Origin of the sequence: Bradyrhizobium sp. CCBAU 11361, from assembly GCF_028128935.1 — a bacterium.
Classification (GTDB): domain Bacteria; phylum Pseudomonadota; class Alphaproteobacteria; order Rhizobiales; family Xanthobacteraceae; genus Bradyrhizobium; species Bradyrhizobium niftali.
On record NZ_LBJZ01000194.1, the window covers coordinates 136015 to 159306 of the forward strand.

18 protein-coding genes and 1 pseudogene are annotated in these 23292 nt (G+C 65.6%); 12 read left to right on the top strand and 7 right to left on the bottom strand.

What is annotated here, in order from left to right; translation table 11 throughout:
- Positions 1-112: 112 nt before the first annotated feature.
- Positions 113-2956, bottom strand: a complete 2844-nt coding sequence (locus XI08_RS34870) for an ATP-binding protein (RefSeq protein ID WP_271577881.1) — start codon at positions 2954-2956, stop codon at positions 113-115.
- Positions 2957-3283: 327 nt separating this feature from the next.
- Between XI08_RS34870 and XI08_RS34875 the strand changes: the two genes are divergently transcribed.
- The 8 genes and pseudogenes from XI08_RS34875 (at position 3284) to XI08_RS34910 (ending at position 9382) form a co-directional block, all read left to right on the top strand.
- Entirely contained in the window at positions 3284-3949 is a 666-nt protein-coding gene (locus XI08_RS34875) for a sensor histidine kinase (protein ID WP_271577882.1), read from the top strand.
- A gap of 152 nt (positions 3950-4101) precedes the next feature.
- Positions 4102-4789, top strand: a pseudogene (locus XI08_RS34880) (VOC family protein).
- A 233-nt stretch (positions 4790-5022) separates the two neighbouring features.
- A complete protein-coding gene (locus XI08_RS34885; RefSeq protein WP_271577883.1) occupies positions 5023-6336 on the top strand; it encodes an epoxide hydrolase family protein in 1314 nt (437 codons plus the stop codon).
- 62 nt (positions 6337-6398) lie between these two features.
- On the top strand, positions 6399-7247 hold the full coding sequence (locus tag XI08_RS34890; RefSeq protein ID WP_271577884.1) for an enoyl-CoA hydratase/isomerase family protein: 849 nt from the start codon (positions 6399-6401) through the stop codon (positions 7245-7247).
- Positions 7248-7357: 110 nt separating this feature from the next.
- Complete coding sequence (locus XI08_RS34895) at positions 7358-7780, top strand: OsmC family protein (protein WP_271577885.1); 423 nt, start codon at positions 7358-7360, stop codon at positions 7778-7780.
- 21 nt (positions 7781-7801) lie between these two features.
- Entirely contained in the window at positions 7802-8236 is a 435-nt protein-coding gene (locus tag XI08_RS34900) for a cupin domain-containing protein (RefSeq protein ID WP_271577886.1), read from the top strand.
- A gap of 36 nt (positions 8237-8272) precedes the next feature.
- Positions 8273-8785 (top strand): peptide-methionine (S)-S-oxide reductase MsrA, encoded by a 513-nt coding sequence (gene msrA / locus XI08_RS34905; RefSeq protein ID WP_271577887.1) that lies wholly within the window; start codon positions 8273-8275, stop codon positions 8783-8785.
- A gap of 222 nt (positions 8786-9007) precedes the next feature.
- A complete protein-coding gene (locus tag XI08_RS34910) occupies positions 9008-9382 on the top strand; it encodes a hypothetical protein (RefSeq protein WP_333928897.1) in 375 nt (124 codons plus the stop codon).
- A 27-nt stretch (positions 9383-9409) separates the two neighbouring features.
- Here XI08_RS34910 and XI08_RS34915 read toward each other — a convergent pair whose 3' ends face one another.
- The gene (locus XI08_RS34915; RefSeq protein WP_271577888.1) at positions 9410-10051 is read right to left on the bottom strand and encodes a TetR/AcrR family transcriptional regulator; all 642 of its coding nucleotides are present in this window, start codon (positions 10049-10051) and stop codon (positions 9410-9412) included.
- 140 nt (positions 10052-10191) lie between these two features.
- On the opposite strand from XI08_RS34915, the gene XI08_RS34920 reads away from it, so the two are divergent.
- The 3 genes from XI08_RS34920 (at position 10192) to XI08_RS34930 (ending at position 13847) form a co-directional block, all read left to right on the top strand.
- Positions 10192-11334 (top strand): HlyD family secretion protein, encoded by a 1143-nt coding sequence (locus tag XI08_RS34920; RefSeq protein WP_271577889.1) that lies wholly within the window; start codon positions 10192-10194, stop codon positions 11332-11334.
- Positions 11331-12824 carry an MDR family MFS transporter gene (locus XI08_RS34925; RefSeq protein WP_271577890.1) on the top strand — a complete coding sequence of 498 codons (1494 nt, stop codon included), beginning with the start codon at positions 11331-11333 and terminating at the stop codon, positions 12822-12824. Before XI08_RS34920 ends, XI08_RS34925 begins: the two co-directional genes overlap by 4 nt.
- Before the next feature lie 84 nt (positions 12825-12908).
- Complete coding sequence (locus XI08_RS34930) at positions 12909-13847, top strand: aldo/keto reductase (protein ID WP_271577891.1); 939 nt, start codon at positions 12909-12911, stop codon at positions 13845-13847.
- A gap of 19 nt (positions 13848-13866) precedes the next feature.
- Here the strand turns inward: XI08_RS34930 and XI08_RS34935 are convergent, their stop codons facing one another.
- Entirely contained in the window at positions 13867-16701 is a 2835-nt protein-coding gene (locus tag XI08_RS34935) for an ATP-binding protein (RefSeq protein ID WP_271577892.1), read from the bottom strand.
- 293 nt (positions 16702-16994) lie between these two features.
- On the opposite strand from XI08_RS34935, the gene XI08_RS34940 reads away from it, so the two are divergent.
- On the top strand, positions 16995-17984 hold the full coding sequence (locus XI08_RS34940; RefSeq protein WP_271577893.1) for a Bug family tripartite tricarboxylate transporter substrate binding protein: 990 nt from the start codon (positions 16995-16997) through the stop codon (positions 17982-17984).
- A 6-nt stretch (positions 17985-17990) separates the two neighbouring features.
- On the opposite strand, the gene XI08_RS34945 is transcribed toward XI08_RS34940, so the two are convergent.
- From XI08_RS34945 to XI08_RS34960, 4 genes are all read right to left on the bottom strand, one after another.
- Entirely contained in the window at positions 17991-19151 is a 1161-nt protein-coding gene (locus XI08_RS34945; protein ID WP_271577894.1) for an MFS transporter, read from the bottom strand.
- 62 nt (positions 19152-19213) lie between these two features.
- Positions 19214-20542: an ATP-binding protein gene (locus XI08_RS34950; RefSeq protein ID WP_271577895.1), complete on the bottom strand. Its 1329-nt coding sequence runs from the start codon at positions 20540-20542 to the stop codon at positions 19214-19216.
- Positions 20539-21246, bottom strand: a complete 708-nt coding sequence (locus XI08_RS34955) for a response regulator (protein WP_271577972.1) — start codon at positions 21244-21246, stop codon at positions 20539-20541. Before XI08_RS34955 ends, XI08_RS34950 begins: the two co-directional genes overlap by 4 nt.
- Before the next feature lie 90 nt (positions 21247-21336).
- A complete protein-coding gene (locus XI08_RS34960) occupies positions 21337-23292 on the bottom strand; it encodes a MacB family efflux pump subunit (protein ID WP_271577896.1) in 1956 nt (651 codons plus the stop codon).

The following is a 23292-nucleotide window of genomic DNA, read 5'->3' on the forward strand; positions in this document are numbered from 1 at the left end:
CCATATCCACCGTGAAACGTCACCACCATGGCGGGGCGCATGCGGCTTGGCGTGTTAGAAGTTGTTAGGACTTGCGAGCAGGCAGTATGGCGGTATCTCGTTGAAGATACTCTCAATTCAGCGCGCCCATGAGCTCCCTGGCAGCTAACAGATCGCGGGTCTGGAGGCCCTCCTGGTACCGCGCGACGAGCGGCGTGAGCAGATCGCGTGCCTCGCCAGCCTTTCCGGCATGACGCCAGACGCGGCCGAGGCTGATTGCCCCGCGCAGCTCCCAGCCGAGCGCGCTTTGCCGGCGCGATAGCTCAAGCGATTTCCGGAAGTAATTCTCGGCCTCCGCGGCATTGCCCGATCGGGCCAGGATGTCGCCCTTGACCCTGAGCATCTCCGGCATGTCGAAGGATTCGCCGTGATCGGGGATCTGGGCGATCGCCTCATCGATCGTGCGCAAGGCCTCGTTGGGCTGGTCCTGGGAGGCAAGGCCCTCCGCGAGCGCGGTCGCAAACACCGTCGTCATGATCCGGTGCCGGGTGGCGTACAGGGTGGCCTGGCTGCGGCGAAGATGCTCGATCCCGCCGGCGACGTCGCCGCGGCGCAGCAGCAGCTCGCCCTTCTGGCCGATGCCGACCGCGTGATAGGGGCCGAGGAAGTGGCGCGCCGAATGGTCGATCAGCCGCTCGATCAGGCTTTCGGCACTCGCCCAGTCGCCGACCCAGAGGAACACGTAGATGGTCCAGATCAGGGAAATGCCGAGGGTGAGCGGCTGCTCGAGCAGCTCGGCCTCACGCACCGTGTATCTGGCCGCCTCGATGGCACGATCGGGCCGGCCGGTGAGCCAGAGCCCGCGCGCCAGCGCCACCAGCGCAACGATACGGTCGTCGTAACCGAGATGGCCGATGTTCAGCCGCTGCGAGCCGGGATTGTGCACCATCGCGCTCTCGCAGAACTGCACGGCCTTGTCCTGGTTGCCGATCAGGTGATGCGCGACGCCGAGCATCCATTCCACGTTCAGTGCGGCGGCCGGATCATTCAGCTTCCGCGCGACGCCTTCGCCTTGCATGCCGGTCCCGAGCGCGCCGTGAAAATCTCCGACCCTGGTCAGGTAGATGTGCAAGCCGCGCAGCAGCCAGAGCTGCCAGTGCAGGTCCTCGAGCTCTCTGGCAAGTTGGAGGCTGCGCGTGAACGCGGAGCGGACCGCCTCCGTATTGCCCTGCGTGAACATCACGGAGACGCCGAGCGCGGCCTGCAACGTCATCTCCTGGCGGCTGTCGATCGCGCCCGTATCGAGAGACACCAGCGCCTGCTGTGTCCAGCGGTAGCATTCCGTCAGCAATGTCAGCTCGAGGAAGAACTGGGCCGCCGAGGCCGCCAGATCCACGCCGATCGTCCGGTCGCCGCCGTCCGAGAAGCTCCAGGTCAGCGCGGCCCTCACATTGGGCAGGTGGTCGGCATAGGGAAGGAAGCCGCCCGCGCTTTGCATGCCCGTGGATTTGAGCGCGATGTCGCGCAGGAAATCGCGGAAATATTCGGCGTGCGCACGCGCGACGCGGGCCGCTTCGCCGTGCTCGACGAGCTTGCCGCCGGTGAAGGCGCGGGTGGTGTCGAGCAGGCGATAGCGCAGCCGCCGCTCCGCGGGCGAGGTCGCGATCAGGGACTTGGCGAGCAGGTTCGAGATGGCTTCGACCGCCTCGGATTCGCCGATGCCCTGGCAGGACGCGACGGCAAGCGCGGCTTCGAGAGTGAAGGGCCCGACGAACACCGACAATCCGCGCAACGTTGCGCTTTCGGCTGCCGGCAGCAAGTCGTAGCTCCAGGCGAGTGCCGCGCTCAGGGTCTGGTGCCGCGGGATTGCACTGCGCCGTCCCCGCCACAGCAGCGAGAAGCGGCTGTCCAGCAGCGAGGCGGTGCCAGCAATGCCATAGGCGTTCACACGTCCGGCCGCGAGCTCGATCGCGAGCGCGATGCCGTCCAGCCGCCGGCAGATCTCCGCGACGAGCGGCGCATCCTCCTCGCTGAGCTCGAATTCGCTCAGGCTCTCGGCAATGCGTTCCACGAAGAGTTGGCTTGCGGGATAGGCAAGGATGTCGGCGATGCCGAGCCCGTCGCGCTCTGGCGGGCAATCCAGTGGAAACAGCCGATGGACGCGCTCACCTTCGCTGCGAAAGGATTCGCGGCTGGTTGCGAGAATATGCAGCGCCGGCGCCTCCTGGACGAGGCGCTCGGCCACCGGTGCGAGCTCGTCGAGGATGTGCTCGCAACTGTCGAAGAGCAGCAGCGTCCGCCGGCTGCGCAGGAACGCCAGCAGGCCCGGCATCGGGTCGTCGGAATTGACGGTCAGGCCCAAGGTGGCCGCAATCGTTCCGGGAACGAGCCGGGCATCCGTCAGCGCTCCGAAATCGACGAAGCTCACCCGGCCGTCGAAGGCCTCGAGCTCGCCATGCGCGACGGCAAGTGCGACCGAGGTCTTGCCGATCCCGCCGGGGCCGACGATTGTGACGAAGCGATGCAGGGCAAGCTCGGCCGAAATCTTCTCGACGGCCTCATCCCGCCCGATCATCCTCGCAAGCGGTGAGGGCAGCGCGTGGGGCGATGCGACAGGCGGGCTGGTCCGGCTCTCCGAAGGTGCAGTGTGAAGCAGCGGGGCGGTGAAACAATAGCCGCGTCCGGGGACGTTGACGACGTAGCGCGCACCTTCGCCGGCATCCCCTAAGGCCTTGCGCAACGTCGTGATGTGGAAGCGCAGGCTGCCTTCGTCCACCGTCACGCCGGACCAGACGCGCTTGATCAATTCGCGCTTGTCAACGACCTCGCCGGCGCGCTCGGCGAGAAAAATGAGAATGTCGAGCGCGCGGCCGCCAAGGTGAAGCGGGGCGCCGTCCTTCTCCAGCAGCCGCGACTTTGCAAGCAGCCGGAATGGACCGAAGGCAATGGTCGAATCCTGGTCGTTCGTGTCCGGCACGGGCCAATGATTCCAATGAAAGGGCTGACGTCTGCGCTTTGATTGACCAGAGCGAAGTTATCAGTAAACGGACCGAAAGTGGCGAAATCGCGTGGGGATCGCCGCACGCAGACGGCATATCCGTCGCAGATTTTGCTTAAACGCGAGCGGTTTACGATGCGACTGCGACAATTCGTCAGCAGGCTTGACCGTCGCGACGAGATCCTCAGCTGCCAGGATGTGAAGCCGCCAATCATAACAGAATCTTGCAACGTCTAACGGGCAAATCGCGCGCAATGCATCCAGTATGGCCTTCGAGTTAGGTCCTGTTCCAACGGGGAGGCTATCATGTCCGTTATCGGCTCCATGTCGAACGCCAGCGCTGCCCGATCTCAGTTTGGCGCAAGCCTTGACGATCAGTCGCGTGATTGGGAACTCGTGCTGCGGGAGTCCCATCATCGCATGAAGAACACGCTGACGCTGCTGGGGGCGTCAGTCCGTCGCGACTTCACGCGGGCCGGCACCAGGGACGTGTCGCTTGCGGTGGATCGGTTCGAGCGGCGCGTCGTTGCCTTCGGCAGGCTCTATCAGCTCCTGTCCGACAACGACGATCAATCCGCCGTCGCCGTCGGGGCCTTCTTCGAAAATCTCTGCGGAGCGCTCTCCGAGGCGGTGCTGGAGCCGGTGGGCGTCCGCTGCGAGGCCGCGATCGAGAGCGGCGTGCTGCCGGCATCGCAATGTCATCGGCTCGCGCTGATGCTGACGGAGCTGGTCACGAACGCGGCAAAGCACGCCTTCCCGAACAAGAATGGCGCGCTGATCCGCATCGACATGGACAACCGCGACGGCGCCTGGGTCTGCACGGTGGCCGACAACGGGATCGGCGCCACAGGCCCGCTTGAGGGCACCGGCAGCCGCATCCTCGAAGGGCTCGCACGCAGCATCCACGCGCGGTTGCATGGCGAGGCGGGGGAGGGCGGCACGCGGGTGACCATCGTGATGCCGGCTGCTTGAAGTTCGACTGCGTCCGGAACCGCTAACGAGCGAAAGCATTCGAGAACGAGCGGCATTCGCCGGTCTGCGCAAAGTGGAGTCTGCAAAGCAAAGTTGAGCCTGCAAAGAATGGGTTCGGTTGCGAACCCGTGCCTCATACCAGGGAGTTCGACATGGCCACACTCGAAATCGATCGCGAAACCGGGACCAAGTCCTCGCCATCGCGTAGCGTTGATCTGAAGCTCGAGGTCGTCGTCATCCCGGTGTCCGACGTCGACCGCGCCAAGGCGTTCTACATGCGCCTCGGCTGGCGACTGGACGCCGACTTTGCCTCTGGCGACGACTGGCGCGTGATCCAGTTCACGCCGCCGGGCTCGGCCTGCTCGGTGATTTTCGGCAGGAACGTCACGGCGGCAGCGCCCGGATCGGCGCGCGGCCTGTATCTGATCGTCTCCGATCTGGAGGCCGCACGACGAGATCTGCTCGACCGCGGCATCGCGGTCAGTGAACCATTCCACGGCGGCGGCGATGTTCACGCCGGGCCGGACGAGCCATATCTGTTCGGCAGTGTCCGGGTCAGTGGCGCTGACCCGAAGCGCGGCAGCTACAGCTCCTTCGCCTCGTTCAGCGATCCCGACGGCAATGGCTGGCTGTTCCAGGAGGTCACCGCACGATCCCGGACGCATCGCAGGCGACGACACGAGATTCGCATCGCAAACTGATCTCGCCGCAGCACTGCGCCGCGCGGCGGTGGCGCATGGCGAGCACGAGAAGCGAACCGGCGGACACGACGACAATTGGGCGGACTGGTACGCCGACTACATCGTGCGTGAGCAGGCCGGTCAGCCACTGCCGTCCTGAAGTGGCGGCATTCTCCGTTCACGGCGCGCGATGGCGCCGTTTCGCGTTGTATCACGCCCATCGCAAGATCATCGATCGCTCGCCTCAAGCGCGCAGACTCGCAACGACTAACGCAGTCTAACAATCCATAACGAGCAAACCGGAAGGGCCTGCGCCAATCTCCTTGCACGACGCGCCGACGTCTCGATTTCGAATTCGGTCAACGATACCGACCAAAGCAAGGGAGACTCAACATGACCACGCAAGCACGCGCCGACATTCTCAACCCCGACCGCCGTCAATTGCTGGGCCAGGCCGCGATGACCGCGGTTGCCGCCAGCGTTGCAAGCCTGCTGCCGCTGCGCCCCGCAAAGGCGGCCGCGAGCGGCGCAATCCGCCCGTTCCACGTCAACGTGCCCGAGGAGGATCTGCTCGACCTGCGCCGCCGCCTGGCTGCGACGCGCTGGCCCGATCGCGAGATCGTCGCCGACCAGTCGCAGGGCGTGCAACTAACGACGGTGCAGCAGCTCGTGCGCTACTGGCAGAACGATTATGACTGGCGCAAGATGGAGGCGCGGCTCAACGCGCTGCCGCAATTCGTCACCGAGATCGACGGCGTCGACATCCACTTCATCCACGTCCGCTCCCGCCACGACAACGCGCTGCCGATGATCGTCACGCATGGCTGGCCCGGCTCGATCATCGAGCAGATGAAGATCGTCGGCCCGCTCACCGATCCGACCGCGCACGGCGCCAAGGCCGCCGACGCCTTCGATCTCGTGATCCCCTCGCTGCCCGGCCACGGCTTCTCCGGCAAGCCGACGGCGCTCGGCTGGGATCCCCAGCGCATCGCGCGCGCCTGGATCGTGCTGATGAAGCGGCTCGGCTACAACCGCTACGTCGCGCAAGGCGGCGACTGGGGCAATGCCATCACCGAGCAAATGGCGGTGCTCGCGCCGCCGGAGCTGCTCGGCATCCACACTAACATGCCCGCCACCGTCCCTGATGACATCGCCAAGGCGCTTCAGCCCGGCGGGGCGCGCCCGTCAAACCTCTCGGCCGACGAGCGCATTGCCTATGACCAGCTCGACGACTTCTACAAGCACGGTCTCGGCTACGCGATCGAGATGTCGAACCGGCCGCAGACGCTCTATGGCCTGGTCGACTCGCCGGCGGGCCTTGCGTCCTGGATGCTCGATCACGACGCGCGCAGCGCCGCGATGATCGCGCGCGTGTTTGACGGCAAGACGGAAGGCCTGTCGCGCGACGACGTGATCGACAACATCACGCTGTATTGGCTCACCAACACCGCGGTCTCCTCCGCGCGGCTGTACTGGGAGAACAAGCTGGTGTTCTTCGAGCCCAAGCACATCAAGATCCCGGTCGCCGTCAGCGTCTTCCCGGACGAGATCTATGCCGCGCCGCGCAGCTGGGCCGAGAAGGCCTACCCGAAGCTGATGCACTACAACCGGCTCGACAAGGGTGGTCACTTCGCGGCCTGGGAGCAGCCCGCGCTGTTCTCCGCGGAAGTGCGCACCGCGTTCCGGCCGCTGCGCCAGTCGATCTGAGACGAGCAGGGACGCGCATCACCGCGCGTCCCGTCCTCCATCCACGCATCAGGAGTAAACCCATGAACCGCCCCGAACGCAGCTTCACGACCGAGGACATCCATCTGGAGCGCCGCCTGCCGTCCTACTGGCGTGTCACCTTCGACATGCCGCCGGTGAACATCTTCGGCCCGAAGCAGCTTCCGCTGCTGGGCGACATCATCACCGCGATCGAGACCGATCCGGACGTCAAGGTCGTCGTGTTCGACAGTGCCGTCGAAGGCTTCTTCATCACGCATTACGACTTCCTCGCGCCGCTGGAGGATTCCCTCAGTATCCCGCCCGGGCCGACCGGTCTGCAGGCGCTGCCCGACATGCTGGTGCGTCTCAGTCGCGCGCCTGTTGTCTCCATCGCCTCGATCCGGGGCCGCGCGACCGGCGTCGGCAGCGAGCTCGCGCTCGCCAGCGACATGCGTTTTGCCAGCCGCGAGAAGGCGATCCTGTCGCAATGGGAGGTCGGTGCGGGCCTGGTGCCCGGCGGTGGACCGATGGCGCGCTTGCCGCGCCTGATGGGCCGCGGCCGCGCGCTCGAAGTGCTGCTCGGCGCGGACGACATCCACGGCGATCTCGCCGAACGCTACGGCTATGTGAACCGGTCCCTGCCGGATGCCGAGCTCGACGGCTTCGTCGAGGCGCTCGCCATGCGCATCGCCTCGTTCGACAAGCAGGCCATTGCCGAGACCAAGCGTCTCGTCGATGTCGCGAGCCTGCCGCCGGACGCGGAGATCAGGCCGGAGTGGGACGCGTTCCTGGCCGCTCTTGGCCGCCCGGCAAGCCAGAGCCGCATCAAGGCGCTGATGGCGCGCGGCTTCCACCGCGCCGGCGATGTCGAGAACCGGCTCGGCTTCCACGTCGGACAGATCGGCAGTTGACGGAACCGCTGCGGCGCTCGACCGGTTGGAGAGGCGACAGGCGGCGATGCCAAGGTCGCCTTCCTCCGGTGCGGAGTGCCGGTGCCAGAAGACAAACAAGGAGAAGTGAGATGATCCGCAAGGCAACAGCAGTCTGGAAGGGCACCGGTCGCGACGGTACCGGCCATATATCGAGCGAATCCGGCGTGCTCGCCGAGACGCCCTATTCGTTCAAGACCCGCTTCGAGAACGAGAAGGGGACCAATCCCGAGGAATTGATCGCGGCGGCCCATGCCGGCTGTTTCACGATGGCGCTGGCCTTCGGCCTTCAGCTCGCCGGCTTCACGCCGACCGAGCTCTCGACGGAAGCAGCCGTCACGCTCGAGCCGGAAGGCAAGGGCTTCAAGATCGGCAAGTCGGCGCTCACCTTGCGCGCCAAGGTGCCGAACCTCGACGATGCCGGCTTCGCCCGCATCGCCGGCGAGGCCGAGAAGAATTGTCCGGTGTCGAAAGTGCTCAACGCCGCGATCACGCTCGACGCCAAGCTGACCTGACTGAACAGAGGGAGCAGTGCCATGCCTCGCCAACATCAGCCTGATGAAGACAGGTTCCGGGCGATCCTGCCCGACGACGTCGCGTGGCAGCCGTTCCCCGCATTCCCGCCGGGCGCGCGGCTGGCCGTCATGGTCGGCCACCCCAATGAACCCGGACCTTACGTGGTCCGGGTCAAGGTGCCCGGCGGCACCAGGCTGATGCCGCACAAGCATCCCGAGGACCGCATCTACACCGTCATGTCGGGTGTGTTCTACATCGGGCTCGGCGAGATCTTTGATGGCGACAAGGTCATGGCCTATCCGCCGGGCAGCGTCATCGTGCTGCCCGGCGAGACCTGGCATTTTCACTGGGCGAAATCAGGCGAATACGTCACGCAGGTCTCCGCCATCGGCCCGCTGGGCCTCGAATATCACGACGACCATGATGACCCGCGCCTTCATGCAGCTGCTAAGTAGGGCGGTGGCATCTTGATCGAACCAATGGAGCATCAAATGACGACGGAACGTGCAGTGTTGGCCGGAGGCTGCTTCTGGGGCATGCAGGACCTGATCCGCAAGCAGCCGGGCGTGATCTCCACCCGCGTCGGCTACACCGGCGGCGAGGTGAAGAACGCGACCTATCGCAACCATGAGGGCCATGCCGAGGCGATCGAGATCGTTTTCGATCCGGCGAAGACGAGCTACCGGACCATGCTGGAGTTCTTCTTCCAGATCCACGATCCCACCACGCTCAACCGTCAGGGCAACGACTGGGGCACCAGCTATCGTTCCGCGATCTTCACGACCAGCGACGAGCAGAAGCGGATCGCGGAGGACACCATCGCCGACGTCGATGCGTCGGGCCTGTGGCCCGGCAAGGTCGTCACCGAGATCACGCCGGCCGGCGAGTTCTGGGAAGCCGAGCCCGAGCATCAGGATTACCTCGAACGCTACCCGGACGGCTACACCTGTCACTTCATCCGGCCCGGCTGGAAGCTGCCGCGGCGGGCGACCGCGCTCCACTAGCCGCAAGATCGTCGCCGAAGACACGACGCTGCATCGTCCACCGGACGGCAGCGATCCCTGAGTCACGCTTGAAAGTCACGAGGAGAAGACCATGGCGAACGTTTCGAGCAGCTCGCGCAATATTTCGTCAGTCATGGCCTGATCGACCGCGCTGACGCGGCTCACGGTACCCATGGGCGCACAACAGAGAGCTGGCAACCCGTTTCACAAGGGAGAACGATCATGAAGCCGCACACGAACTTCTACGAATCTGTTCCCGAAGCCGGCAAAGAGCTGACCGCACCCGTGAAGCGGGCGACGACAATGGATTCAATCATCATCTCGCTGAGGTCGATGGGCGGAGGTTCGTGGGTGATCGTCGCCACACTGCTGATATTGCTCGTCGGCGCGGCCGTCCTGTCCTATCTGGGCTGGACCAGTGCGGCCGGCACGGACGTTCCGGCCTCGGGCTACGTTGCACTCGTCCTCGGCGTGATCGTCTCCCTTGCTGTCGGCTTCGGTTTGATGGGGCTGGTCTTCTACAGCAGTCGCGCCGGGTACGATGAGCCGGCAAGGCTGGTGAAGGAGGACGACGCTTCCCCGGATCCACGGCCATGAACGGCCGCCTCGGAAACCCGCTACGGCTCAGCGCGCCTCCGTCCGGCGTCCGAGCATCACATTCACCGCCTTCCGGGCAAGCTCGCGAAGGTCGGCGCGGCGGGCGCCGGCGCGCGCGCGAATGGCGATGGTCTGCATCGTGGCGGCGGCAAGGATCGCAAGCGCGGCCGGGTCGGCCTCGCGCGTCAGTTCGCCCTTGTCCTGGGCAAGACGGAAGCGGGCCTCGAAATCGGCATCGATCGCGCGCAGTCCCGCCGCAACGCTGCTGCGGATTGCCGCATCTTCTGCCACTTCGGTCACCGCGGTTCCCACCACGAAGCAGCCGCGCGCGGTTCCCTTGCCGGAAAAATAGATCGACAGCGCGGCGTCGTAGGCCAGCATCAGGGCTTCGTCCAGGGGATGGTCCCCCGCGAGGGCCTCGCGCGTTGCGGCAAGACTCATCTCCCAATAGCGCGCGAGCGCCTCGAGATAGAGTGCGTGCTTGTTGCCGAATACCGCGTAGAGGCTCGGTGGGCTCATGCCGGTCGCAGCGGCGACCTTGTCCAGGGATGTGCCGGAGTAGCCGGTCCTCCAGAACGTTTCGGTGGCCTGCTTGAGGGCCGTCTCTGCATCGTAGGCAGGCGGCCGTCCGCGGCGCGCCGGGCCCGTCTCGCTTTTCTTCCGTGCCATATCGCCAAGACCCCGGTTGCCATGTTCCACACATATATTTGTATGGATCGTTATAAAAATCAATGGCCGGACGCCTTGATCGCAGCATCGGCGTACAATATCTATAACGAGCGTTAGTAAATGAGATAAGGACGAGGACGATGGGTTTGAATTTTGCGCCAATCGCCGGCTGGCTGGGCGATCGCAGCTTTCGCGGCAGCGAGGAGGCTCCGCAGTCGTTCGCAGCGAACCTTGGCAGGCGGCTGCGCCGGCCCTTGATGCTCGTGCTGCCGACCGCGGTGGCCGCGTTCGGCGCCTTCATGTATCTGGCGCAGGAACAATTTGTCTCGACCGACGATGCGTTCGTGCGCGCCGCCAAGGTGACCATCAATGCGCGGGTGTCAGGCCAGGCCGTCGAGATCGCGGTGCACGACAACGAGCGCGTGCGGCAGGGCCAGGTCCTGTTCCGGATCGATCCCGAGCCCTATCAGATTGCCGTCGATCAGGCCGAAGCGCGGCTCGGCAGCGCGCGGCTCCAGATCGACTCCCTCAAGGCGACCTATCGCCAGCAACAGGCGGAACTGCAATCGGCAAAGGACTCCGCCTCTTTCGACGAGCGCGAGTTCGACCGCAAGAAGATGCTGGTCGCCTCCGACTTCACGCCGCGCGCGGTCTATGAGCGGGCCGAGACCGATCTCAAGGTCGCCCGCCATCGCATGGCATCGATCGAACAGCAGATCGCCAACACGGTCGTCGCGCTCAATGGCGATCCCGATATCGATGCCGATCGCCATCCGACCGTCCGCGCGGCAAGAGCGCAGCTCGATCGTGCGCGCCTCGATCTCTCCTACGCCACGGTGAGGGCACCCGACGACGGTATCGTGACCAAGGTGGACGATCTGCAGATCGGCGGCTTCGTCAATGCGGGGGCGCCCACGTTCTCGCTGATGTCGAGCCGGGACGTCTGGATCGAGGCAAATTTTCGCGAGACGGGGCTGACCCATATGCGTCCCGGCCAGGAGGCGACGATCGACGTCGACGCCTACCCGGATCGCAAGTTCAGGGCGCATATCGTCAGCATGAGTCCCGGCACCGGGTCGGACTTCTCGGTCCTGCCGCCGGAGAATGCGACCGGGAATTGGGTCAAGGTCGTGCAGCGGCTGCCGGTGCGCCTCGAGCTCGACGAGCCCGATCCGGCCCGGCCGCTGTTCTCGGGCATCAGCGTGACGGCGCGGGTCGACACCGGCCATCGCCGCAGCTGGCTGCCTCCGCTCCAACGCGCGCTTGCGACGGAGGTCAAATGAGTACGCCCCTCCCATCGACAGAAGTGGCCGGCGGCCATCATGCCATATCGGCGGCCGCCCTCATGGCGACCTACATGCAGGCCGTCAACATCTCGATACCGAACGCCGCGTTGCCGCACATCCAGGCCACGCTCTCGATGGCCAATGACGAGGTCGGCTGGGTGTTCTCCTCGTATATCGCGGCGAGCGCCGTGACCATGTCGATCACGCAATGGCTCGCCGGACGCTATGGCCGCAAGGCGGTCTATCAGGCGGCGCTTGTCGTCTTTGCGCTTGGTCTTGTCCTCGACACGCTGGCGACGACGTCGATCCAGTTCGTACTGGCGCGGATTCTCCAGGGCGCGGCGAGCGGACCGCTTGCGCCGCTTTCCCTGGCGATCCTGCTCGAGGCGACGCCGCCGGCGCGGCAGGCGCGCATGGGGCTGGCGTCGACGGCCTGCTCGCTGCTCGGCATCAGCACCGGCCCCGCCCTTGGCGGCTGGCTCAGCGAATATTACGGCTGGGCGTCGATCTTCTATGTCAGCCTGCCGATGACGGCCTTCATCTTTCTGGCGATGGCCCAAATGGGCGAGAAGCGGGCAGAGCGGAGCCAGCCGTTCGATTTCTTCGGCCCGACGACCTTCTCGGTCGGCATGATCGGATTGCAGATGCTGCTGGACCGCGGCGAGCGTCTCGAATGGTTCGCCTCGACCGAGATCTGGGTCGAAGCCAGCGCCTCGGTCCTGGGCTTCTATCTCTTCATTGTGCACGTCTTGACGACGAAGGAACATTTTCTCCGCACGGCGCTGTTCAGGGATCGCAATCTCCTGCTCTCGACGGTGATCTCCTTCGCGCTTGGTTTCGTCCTGCTGCCGACCCTGGCCCTGACATCTCCGATGCTGGAGGAGCTGCTCAACTATCCCGTCGACACCACCGGCTACATGACCATTCCGCGCGGCGTGGCACTGGTCGGAGCACTGGTGCTGACCAGCCTGGTTCCGGGGCAGGTCGACTACCGGCCGTTCCTCATGGGTGGAATGGCGCTGGTGGTCTATGCCAATTGGCTGATGCTCGGCTATTCGCCGGCGATGGACTGGCGGCCGGTCGTCGAGGCCGGCTTCCTCCAGGGCGCGGGTATCGGCATGTTGCTGCCGGCGCTGGCGAGGGCCGCGTTCGGTACGCTCGATCCGAAGCTCCGCCCGGAAGGCAGCGCGCTGATCAACCTGTCGCGCCTTTATGGCAGCACCATCGGCATCGCGGTGGTCCAGCTCTTCTTCTATGCCAACACGCAGGCCGTGCACGTCGCGCTCGCCAAGCATCTCACGCCGTTCCGTGTCGCGGCGAACGTTGCCGGCCCGATCGGGAAGCCGGGCCTTGCCGCGCTCAACGGCATGGTCACGCGTCAGGCGGCCACGGTCGCGGTGATCGATCAGTTCGAGATCCTGATGTTCGCCATGCTCGTCGTGATCCCGCTGGTGTTCTTTCTTCGCAAGCCGCGTCCCGCCAGCTGACGCCGGAGGGTCAAATGACGTTGTGTCCGCAACCTCAATCGCTTCGTCCGCATCGCGCGGCTGGCAGTCAACAAGGAGTATCCCATGACGACCTCCGATTCGCTTCGTGACACGAAGATTCCCACCCATGAGGCCGTGACGATTCCCGCAGTCGGATTTGGCACGCTCATTCCCGATCCGCTGGTGACCAGGCAGGCCACCAGGGCCGCATTGGAGGCCGGATTTCGACATCTCGATTGTGCGGAGCGCTATCGCAACGAAGAGGCCGTCGGCAATGCAATGCAGGACGCGTTCAGGGCGGGCACGCTTCGGCGTCAGGACCTGTTCGTGACGACGAAGCTGTGGAACACCAATCATCGGCCGGAGCGGGTCAAGCCTGCCTTCGACGCCAGCCGCCGGCGGCTGCAAGTCGACGACATCGACTGCTATATCATCCATACGCCCTTTGCCTTTCAGCCCGGCGACGAGCAGGACCCGCGCGACGCAAGCGGTCGGGTCATCTATGATTCAGGTGTGACGCTGGCGGAGACATGGGGAGCGCTGGAGCGCCTCGTCGACGAGGGGCACTGCAGGTCGATCGGCCTGTCGGACATTACCCTGGAGAAGCTGCGCGAGATCGTTGCCGTTGCGCGGATCAGGCCCGCCATGGTGCAGGTGGAATCGCATCCGTATCTTCCCGAATGGGAGTTGCTCGATTTTTGCCGGGAGCATGGAATTGTCCTGCAGGCGTTTGCCGCGCTGGGACACGCCATGGAGCCGAACCTCCTGGCCGACCCGGTGATCACCGCCATCGCGGAACGCCTGAACAAGACGCCGGCCCAGGTTGCGCTGGCATGGGCCGTCCAGCGCGGCACGGCGTTCCTGACGACCTCGACCAATCCTCGGCGCATCCGGGAGAACTTCGATATTTCGGCGCTGCCTGAAGACGCCATGCGGCAGATGCAAGACGGGATCACGACGAACATCCGGTTCAATTCGGTTGTCGAGACCGGCGTGCCTGGATTCATTCCGCGGGCAAAATGAACCGCCGCCGGCAGTCCCGTCAGCTCCGCAACTGCGCGATCAAATCGCGTGCGCTGCGGAGGTCGGCGATGCCGGCGCCTTCGGTGAACGGCTCGCATGCGCGTTCCAGAATTGTGAGGGCCTCCGCATTCCGGCCGGCCCCGCTCATCAGTCGCGCGAGGCTGGTCGCGCAACGCAGCTCCCAGAAGCGCGCGCCCTGCAGGGCGGCGATCTCCATGGCCTCGCGAAAGCGCGCTTCGGCGTCCGCCGAATGCCGGGCGCTCCTGCGCATCAATTCTGCCTTGATGCGGATCAGCTCGGGCAGATACCAGAGCTCCTGCCGGTCGTTGCAGCGGGTCAGGGCGTCCTCGATCACGTCGAGGCCGCGATCGACCTGGTCGGCCTCTCCGGAACACGCGGCGAGCTCGCCGAGCAAAGGAAGGAAGCGCGGCAGGAAGCGCGCATCGCCGGCGCGGTTGAGCTCGTCGCGCAGCAGCGGCAGACCGGTCGCAGCGTCGCCACGCCTGGCAATGACCGCCGCATTGAAGGCGCGTGCCCACAGGCCCCATAGCCGGATCGCGTGCCGCTCGGTGTGTTCGAGCAGCTCGGTGCCGTGGCGCTCCGCGGCGTCGAGATCGCCGGCCCAGAAGGCGATCGGGCCGGCCGCCTGTCCCAGCACGCTGCAGAAGGTCAGCGCGTGGCCGTTGGCGAGGCCTTCCTCGATGGTTCGTGCGGCCAGCGCCTGGGCCTGGTCGGCGAGGCCCTGCAGCCACAGGATGCGGGCCCGGAAATATTGCGTCGAGATCCTGAGATCGAGCGGGAAGATCTTCGGCTTCTCCGCCAGCACATGCAGCGACGCGTTCACCCGGTCGATGCGCAGCCGCGCGTCGTTCTGGTCCCCGAGATAATGCAGTGCGACGGCCATCAGCCGGTCGCCCAGCATGAGGTCGGACTTGTCGGGAGAATTCGCCGCCGCGTTCGCAAAACGATCGGCGAGTGCGCGGGCCTTGCCGAACTGTCCGTTGTTGAACTGGTCGATGCACAGGCCCCAGAGCGCGCGCAGGCGGAAATCCTTGTCGTCGAGCCTGTCGGCCAGCTCGAGAGTCGTCTCGAGGATCGGGCGCGCCTCGCGCGCGCGGCCCTCGCCATACATCAGCGACCAGCCGAGCGCCGACAGGAGCTGCATGCGGACGCGGTCGTCGCCGCCGTCTCCGAGCGCGGCGAGTGCCGTTCTCGTGCGCTCGCGGCATTCGGCGAACAGCGAAAGGCGCACCCACAACGTGACCGCGGCCGCCGTCAGCGCGATTCCCAGCGCCGGATCGCCGTCAGGCCCGAACGCCCAGTTCAGCGCCGCCCGCACATTGTCCAGCTCCGCACCGTAGACGTGCAGCCATTCGGGCAGCGGCGTCGACGTGTCGGCCTCGGCGCGCTCGAAGAAATCGCGAAAATGCTCGGCGTGGCGCCGCGCGAACAGCCTGGTTTCACCGAGCTCGTTGAGCTTTCCATGCGCGTAGGTGCGCGTGGTGTCGAGCAGGCGGTAGCGCAGCGTGCGCGAGCCGGACGGCGAGATCAGCGATTTGGTGACCAGGCTGTCGACCGCCTCCAGCGTTTCCGATGCGCCGAGGCCGTCGCCGGCCGCGACTGTGGCAGCCGCCTCCGGCGCGAAGGGCCCGGCGAACACCGACAATCGCCGCAAGGTGGCGCTCTCGGCCGCGGACAGCAGGTCGTAGCTCCAGTCGAGGGCCGCGGCGAGCGTCTGGTGCCGCGGCACGGCCGTGCGCCGTCCGCGCCATTGCAGCGAAAAGCGGCTGTCGAGCAGGGAAGCCGTGCCTGCGATGCCATAGGCATTGACGCGGCCCGCCGCGAGCTCGATCGCCAGCGCGATGCCGTCGAGGCGCCGGCAGATGCTCGCGACGAGTGGCGCCTCTTCTGCGCTGAGCTGGAACGGACCCGAGCTCTGGGCAATACGCTCGACGAAGAGCTGGGCCGCGGGGTAGGTGAGGACCTCGGCGACACCAAGGTCTTCCCGTTCCGGCGGACAATCCAGCGGGAACAGCCGGAAGATCCGCTCGCCTTCGCTCCGGAACGACTCGCGGCTGGTGGCGAGAACGCGAAGCTGCGGCGCCTCGCGAACGATGCGCTCGACCAGCGGGGCCAGATCATCCAGCACGTGTTCGCAGCTGTCGAGGATCAGCAGGGCCGGGCCGGTGTTGAGGAATGTCAGCAAGGCCGGCGTCGGATCTTCCGCGTTGATGGTCAGCCCGACCGCGGAAGCCATGCAGGTTGCAATGTGGCTGGCATCCCTCAGCGGGCCGAAATCGACAAAGAAGACGCGGCCGCCGAAATCCTGGGAACGCCGATGCCCGACGGTGACGGCGACCGCGGTCTTGCCGATTCCGCCTGGGCCGACCACGGTCATGAAGCGATAGAGCGACAGTCCGTTCGATATCTTCTCGATGACCTCCTCTCGTCCGATCATCTTCGCGAGCTGAACGGGCAGGCGAGGAGGAGCTATGTCGGGGGAAGCAGGCGCGACCGGAGGGGCCGCTTGGGCGAGCGAGGCGACGAAGCAATAGCCGCGGCCGGGCACATTGACGACATAACGGGCCGACTTGCCGGTGTCGCCGAGCGCCTTGCGCAGCGCCGCGACATGGAAGCGCAGGCTGCCCTCGTCGACATTGACGTCGGCCCAGATGCGCTTGACCAGCTCTCTCTTGTCAACGACTTCGCCGGGGCGCTCGGCCAGGAAGATGAGAATATCGAGCGCGCGGCCGCCGACATGAAGCGGCGAGCCCTCCTTCTCCAAGAGCCGGGACTTGGGGAACAGCCGAAATGGCCCAAACGAAATGGCCGAGTCTTCGTTATGCTCTGGCACGCGCCATCGCCCCCACCACGGGAGTCAAAAGGTATTACTTTTTGATCTACCAGAACGAAGCGTACAGTAAACTGTCCGAAAGCCGCATGGCTGGCAGACCTGCGCAGATCGCTTGGATCGTCACCGGCTTGCCGAAATAAGACTTAGAACGTAAGGGGTTAGGTCGCCATGCCATGGCGACCGTACCGGGACTTGTCCGGGCGGAGCATTGACGCCGGTGGCGGATTGCTGCGATTGGTTGGTTGGGAGCCGGTCCCGCCTCGACAATGACCACCGACTTCCGGAATTCGGACATGCCTTCCTTCTCGCGACGACGATTCGTCCGTGCGTTATCAGGCGCAGCGGCGCTGGCGGCGATTCCGCGCAGCGGGCAGACCGCCGACTATCCATCTCGTCCCATTCGGCTGGTGCTGCCGTACGGAGCCGGCGGAGCGGGTGACCAGATCGGGCGTCCCTGGGTGGACAAGATGTCATCGCTGCTCGGGCCGACCTTCGTGGAATATATCGGCGGTGCGGGCGGCGCGATCGGGGCTGCCGCGGTGGCGCGCGAGGAGCCCGACGGCTACACGCTGCTGCTCGGAAACGGCAGCACGCAGGTCATCATTCCCTTGACCTCGGCAAATCCCGGCTATTCCGCTGACGATTTCCGCGCCATCTACCGCCTGATCAGCAGTGCGCTGGTTTTCGCCGTCCATCCGTCGGTGCCTGCCGCGAATTTGCGCGAGCTGATCGCCTACGCGAAGGCCAATCCGGGCAAGCTGTCCTACGGGACGCCCGGCATCGGCACGGGAAATCATCTGGTCGGTGAATCCTTCAAGCAGCAGGCGGGCGCGCTGGACATGGTCCATGTGCCGTACCGAGGCGTCTCGCAGGCGACCAACGACCTCGTCAGCGGCCAGATCTCGCTCGTCATTGCCGTCATGTCGGTCCAGCTGCAGCAGCTGAGCCAGGCCGGCAAGATCCGGCTGCTTGCGGTCACGACCGAAAAGCGGCTGAGCGGCGCGCCGGATATTCCGACCGCCGTCGAATCCGGCATGCCGGATCTCAGATATGAGGGCTGGTTCGGCATCTTTGCTCCCAAACTCACCGACGAAGCGATCATCGATCGGATCGCGCAGGCGACGCGGCTCGCCATGGCCGATCCGGCGCTTCAGGCAAGCTACCGCGCCCAGGGCATGGAGCCGGACAGCGATTCCAGCCCCGACAAGTTCCAGCGCATCGTCGATGCGACCTCGGCAAGCCTCGCGCCCATCATCAAATCGATCGCACTGGGCAATCTGTAGGGCCGCTCACGCGTCGACTGGTGATACCTCGCGCTGCTCCGCCGTGACGATGCGCGCCGACAGCGTGACCAGTCCCATCAGCACAGCCAGGAGCCAGAACGCCGTCGGCAATCCGCCAAGTCGCGCGACAAAGCCGACACCGGCGGGACCAACGAGGATGCCGGCGTAGCCTGCGGTCGTGATCGCCGCGACGGCGAGCCCCGTGGGCATCACCGTCTGCCGGGCTGCCCGGCGGAACAGCACCGGCACGAGGTTCGAGGCGCCGAGGCCGATGAGCAGGAAGCCGGCTATGGCGACCGCAGCAACCGGAGCCGTGAGCAGCACCGCAAAGCCCGCGACCGCAATGATGCTTCCCCAGAACAGCGTCGTGCGATCCCCGATGCGCGCGACCACGGCGTCGCCGCCGAGCCGGCCCATCGTCATCGCGATCGAGAACACGATGTAGCCGATCCCGCCTTGCGCCTCGGAGACGAGGCCCGCGCCAATGACGAGCAGTGCGCCCCAATCGAGCATCGCGCCTTCGACCAGGAACGTGATGGCACCGAGCAGCGCGAGCAGAAGCACGGAGCCGTGCGGCAGCACGAACAGCGGCCCGTCCTGCACCTGCACGGAGCGGAGCAGGCGCGGCCAGGTGACCAGCATCGCAATCAGCATCAGGACGGAGCAGATCAGCGTGCAAGTAAGGGCGCCGAGCTGCAAGGAGAGCAGCGCGGTCATCAGCGCGGATCCGGCGAAGCCGCCGATGCTGAACAGCGCATGGAATCCGGACATCAGCGGGCGTCTCGCTGCGCGCTCCACCTCCACCGCGTGGATGTTCATGGCGACGTCGATGGAGCCGAGCGCGGCGCCGAAGCCGAAAAGTGCCAGCGCCAGCGCTTCCGGCGAGCTCGCGATGGCCAGCAGAGGCAGGACCAGGGCGAGACCGAGCCCGCCGGCGATGATGATCGGCCTGCTGCCGTAGCGCGCGCTCATGATTCCGGTCAGCAGCATTGCGGCGACCGAGCCGATGCCGAGGCTGAGCAGCAGCAGGCCGAGAACGCCGTCGTCGACGCCGAGCCGCGCCTTCGCAAACGGCACCAGCGGCGCCCAGCACGCGATGCCGAAGCCCGCGACGAGGAAGGCAAGTCGCGTCGCAAGCCGTGTCGCCGGCCGGTCGGCAGAAATCATGAGAACTCCGGAAAGCAGGGGCAAGGAGGGCGCAATCGACAAGCCCGACGATTGTCGCGACTTTATGTCCGGGGACCGCTTGGGCTGTCGCCGGTCTTGGCGAGCCTCAAGCGGACGCGCAGGCCCTTCGGCGCGTTGTCGAGCAGCTGAAGGGTTCCGTCATGCGCGGTCACGATCGCCTGCGCGATCGAGAGGCCGAGGCCAAATCCGGCCGTCTCGTCCATGGTGCGGGCTTCCTCTCCCCGCACGAAGGGCTCGAGCATCGCCGCCTTCCTTTCGTCGGGGATGCCGGGTCCGTCGTCGGAAACGTCGATGACGAGCCGATCGCCTGATATCGACAGTGCGACTTCGACTTCGGTTCCGAAGCGTGTCGCGTTCTGGACGAGGTTGGTGACCGCTCGGATGATTTCATCCGGCCGCAGGATGAAGGCGGCTCGGTCGGGGCCGGAATAGGTCACCGCATAGCCACTATCGGAAAATTGCTCGCAGACCATCTGAAGCAGTGCCGCGACGTCCACCAGTGTCGGCCTGACCGGACTTTCATTGCGCAGCAGGGAGAGCACCGATTCGAGCATCGATTGCATCTGGTCGAGATCGCGGACGGTTTGCATGCGCTGTACCGGATCCTCGATATATTCCGAGCGCAGCCGCAGGCGCGTGATCGGCGTGCGCAGATCGTGGCTGATGGCCGCCAGCATGCGGGTCCGGTCGCTCATCAGCATGGTGATGCGTTCGCGCATTCGGTTGAGCGCTCTCGCCGCGGATTTGATCTCCTCAGGGCCGTTCTCGGGCAGCGGAGGGGACGACCGGTTCAAGCTGAAGTTTTCTGCAGCGCGCGCGAAGGCCGACAGGGGCGAGGAGAGCGCGCGCGCGGCCCAGACGCCGAGCAGCGTGATGCTCGCCACCAGGAACAGCAGCGTAGAGGTCCAGAGGCCGCTGACGAAAGCCGGCATCCTGGGTGATCCGATCGTCGCTTCGAGCACGTCGTCATTGGCGAGATAGAGCCAGACGCGATCCTGTTCTGCGCCGGTGCCGCGAATGAACTCGGCCCGGCCACCAAGCGCGGACGGGATAGCCAGGGGCATCCGTGTCGGCAGCGGCGTAACGGAAGTGGAAACACCGTCCCGCAATTGCAGCTTGAGCCCCGGAAAGGTTTGACTGATGCTTTCCAGGACGAGACCGCGTTCCTTCTGCGGCGTATTGGCGATGATCCGCGCGATCAGCTCGAACTGCTCCAGCGGCCTGTCCGCCAGCAGCATCGGCCGGTTGAGCAAGAAATATCCGGCGATCAGAACATGGATCAGGATCAGCGATCCCAGCACCAAGGCCGCGATCTGGCCGCTGATCCGCCTGAAGCTGAACAGCGCCGCGATGTCGGTAATCCGGCTCATGCTTCCTTGACCACCGGCGTGAAGATGTAGCCGCCGGTGCGGATGGTCTTGATCATGGAGGTGCCTTCCGTCCGGTCGAGCTTGCGGCGCAGCCGGCTGACCAGCACGTCGATGCTGCGCCCGAAGCTTGCGCCGGGACGGCCGCGCGTCATGTTGAGGAGGCTGTCGCGGGTGAGAACGCGGCCGGCGCGCTCGCAGAAGGCTTGCAGCAGGTCGAACTCGGCGCTGGTCAGGAGTACCTGCGCGCCTTCAGGGTCGCGCAGTTCCCGCAGGCGCAGGTCGATCGCCCAGCCCTCGAACTTCAGGCGCGACGCGGTGGGGGGGAGGCCGCTCGATTGCCGGCGCAGGACCGCGTTGATCCTGGCGAGAAGCTCGCGCGGGTTGAACGGCTTCGCTAGATAGTCGTCCGCGCCCATTTCGAGGCCGAGAATCCGGTCGAGATCCTCGCCCTTCGCCGTGAGGATGATGATCGGCGTCGCTGCATCCATCCGCAGCCGGCGGCAGAGGCTGAGGCCGTCCTCACCCGGCAGCATCAGGTCGAGCACGATCAGATCGGCCCGATTCTGCGAGAGATAGCGGTCCATCTCCATGCCGTTCGTGACGGTGCTGACCGAGAACGATTGCCCGCGCAGATAGCGCGCGATCAGGTCGCGGGTCTGCTGGTCGTCCTCGACGATCAGGATGTTCTGCGTGCCGTTGGTCATGATTGAGATCGCATCGGGGTCGCCGATCGTTGATCGATTTGCGGGCGATTGGCTCGCCCGAGGAACTACGGTCATGGTGCAATCCTAGGGTCAGTCACGGCTCAGCGCCACCACGGGGTCGAGGAAGGCGGCGCGGCGGGCGGGGAAAAAGCCGAAAGCGACCCCGATCCCAGTCGAGGTCAGGAACGCCGCGCCGATCGAGAACATCGAATAGGTGACCTGGAATCCCGGCGCCGCGATGTTGATGGCGACGCCAACCAGGATCGCGATGAGAATGCCGGCGATGCCGCCGATGGACGAAATCAGGGTCGCCTCCACCAGGAACTGCTGAAGGATGTCGCTGCGCCTGGCGCCGACCGCCATGCGCACGCCGATCTCGCTGATTCGTTCGGAGACGGACACGAGCATGATATTCATGACGCCGATGCCGCCGACGACCAGCGAGATGACCGCGATCGCCGCCACGAGGAACGCCAGGGTCTGTGTCGTGCTCGTGATGGTGCGGCGGATATCGTCGGTGTTGAGGATGACGAAATCCTTGGTGTTGTGCCGCTGCGTCAGCAGCGTCGTCACGGCGTCCTGCGCCAGCGTGGTCGAGATCTCGTCGCTGATCCGGAGCAGGACGCTCCGAAGCGAACGGTCGCCGGTGAACTGGGCCTGCACGGTGGTGTAGGGAAGGTAGACCGACAGATTCTGGTTCGAGCCAAACCCGCCCTGCTGCTGGGCGATGACGCCGACGATGCGGCAGGGCACCTTGCCGAGCCAGATGACGCGCCCGATGCCCGCGGTCTGGTCGTCGGCGAAGAAGGTCTTGCGGGTGTTGTCGTCGATGACAACCTGCCGTTCGATGTTACGAACGGCGTCGGCGTCGAACAGGCGTCCTTTCGCGAGCTTGGCGCCCTTGACCTGGAAATAGCTCTCGCCGACGCCGTTGACCAGCACGTTGGACTCGTTGCCGCGGTAGCGGACCGTCGTGCTGGTCGAAACCGTCGGCGTGACCCCGGCGATGAAGCCCTGGCGGTCGAGCGCGCGGGCATCGTCGAGGACCAACGTCTTGATCTTGCCGGCGCGCGCGTCGCCAAAATCCTTGCCCGGGAAGACTTCGATGGTGTTGGTGCCGAGGCTCGAGATGTCGGACAGGACCTTGCGTTGGGACGCGTTGCCGAGCGCGACGACCGACGACACCGCCGCGATGCCGATGATGATGCCGAGCATGGTCAGGAAGGCACGCAGCCGGTGCGCGGCCATCGACACCAGCGCCATCCGCGAGGCCTCGCTCAGGCGCCGCAATGCGCCAGACCAACCGCTGTCCCAGGAGGTCCTGGACATGGCGGCAGGCGGCGCCGAAGCATCCACGCTCTCGGTGCGGCGATCGGAGACGACCTTGCCGTCCCGCAGCTCGATGATGCGTTCGGCCCTGGCGGCAACTTCGGCATCGTGGGTGACGATGATGATCGTCCGCCCCTCGCAGTGCAGCTCCTTCAGGATCTTCAGGACTTCCTCGCCGCTGCGCCGGTCGAGCGCGCCGGTCGGCTCGTCCGCCAGGACGACTTCGGCGCCGTTGATCAACGCGCGCGCGATCGAGACGCGCTGCTGCTGGCCGCCCGAAAGCTGGTTCGGGCGATGGCCGCGCCGGTCGTTCACACCTAACCTTGCGAGAAGCTGCTCTGCGCGGGTGCGGCGCTCCCGTGCCTTCATCCCGGCATAGACGGCGGGGATTTCGACGTTCTCGACGGCGGAGAGGTCGCCGAGCAGGTGATAGCGCTGGAAAATGAAGCCGAAATGCTCGCGGCGCAGCGCCGCGAGTTTATCGGCATCCAAATCGGAGACGTTCTTGCTGGCGATGCGATAGATTCCGGACGTTGGGCGGTCGAGGCAGCCGAGGATGTTGAGCAGCGTCGATTTGCCCGAGCCGGACGAGCCGATGATCGCCACCATCTCGCCAGGCCGGATGCTCAGCGAGAGATCGTCGAGCGCAGTCACGCTCGTCTCGCCGGCCGAGAACTCCCGCCGGACGTTTTCAAGCGAGATGATCGGATCGATCAT